1 protein-coding gene is annotated in these 407 nt (G+C 64.1%); it reads right to left on the bottom strand.

Annotation, left to right across the window (positions count from 1 at the left end):
- Window positions 1-173: 173 nt before the first annotated feature.
- Window positions 174-407 (bottom strand): replication initiation protein (locus tag EDI28_RS27455; RefSeq protein WP_233353532.1); only part of this gene is annotated, 234 nt, incomplete at its 5' end.

Below are 407 nucleotides of genomic sequence, written 5' to 3' on the forward strand. Positions count from 1 at the left end.
GAGAGGACACTCCAGAAGGAGCGTCCAGAGTGGGCGGCGCGGCTACCGCAAGCCCGTGATGAGGTTCAGCGCGAGAAAGAGGCCAAGAAGCAGGAGCTTTTGGCCCAAAAGCGGGAGCGTCAGGCCCTGCAGAAAGGCAAGCCGGGCCTTGGCAAAGGCAAAGGCCACGGGCTCTAGGCCAGATCCAACGGCATCTGGTTTAGTCGAGCGCGGGCCTCCGCCCAGGACTCACCAGGGAGCGCAAGCCCCTGCTGCGCAATGTCGGCGTCTGTCAGCTTGCCGGCCTTGCGCTTCGCTGGGGCCTTACCCACCGCCTTGGCGGGTTTCTTCGGTCCAAAACTGAACAGCAGATGTGTGACCTTGCGCCCGGTCTTTCGCTGCGCCCACTCCACCTGTAGCGGGCTGTG

Origin of the sequence: Photobacterium chitinilyticum, from assembly GCF_004104355.1 — a bacterium.
GTDB lineage: Bacteria > Pseudomonadota > Gammaproteobacteria > Enterobacterales > Vibrionaceae > Photobacterium > Photobacterium chitinilyticum.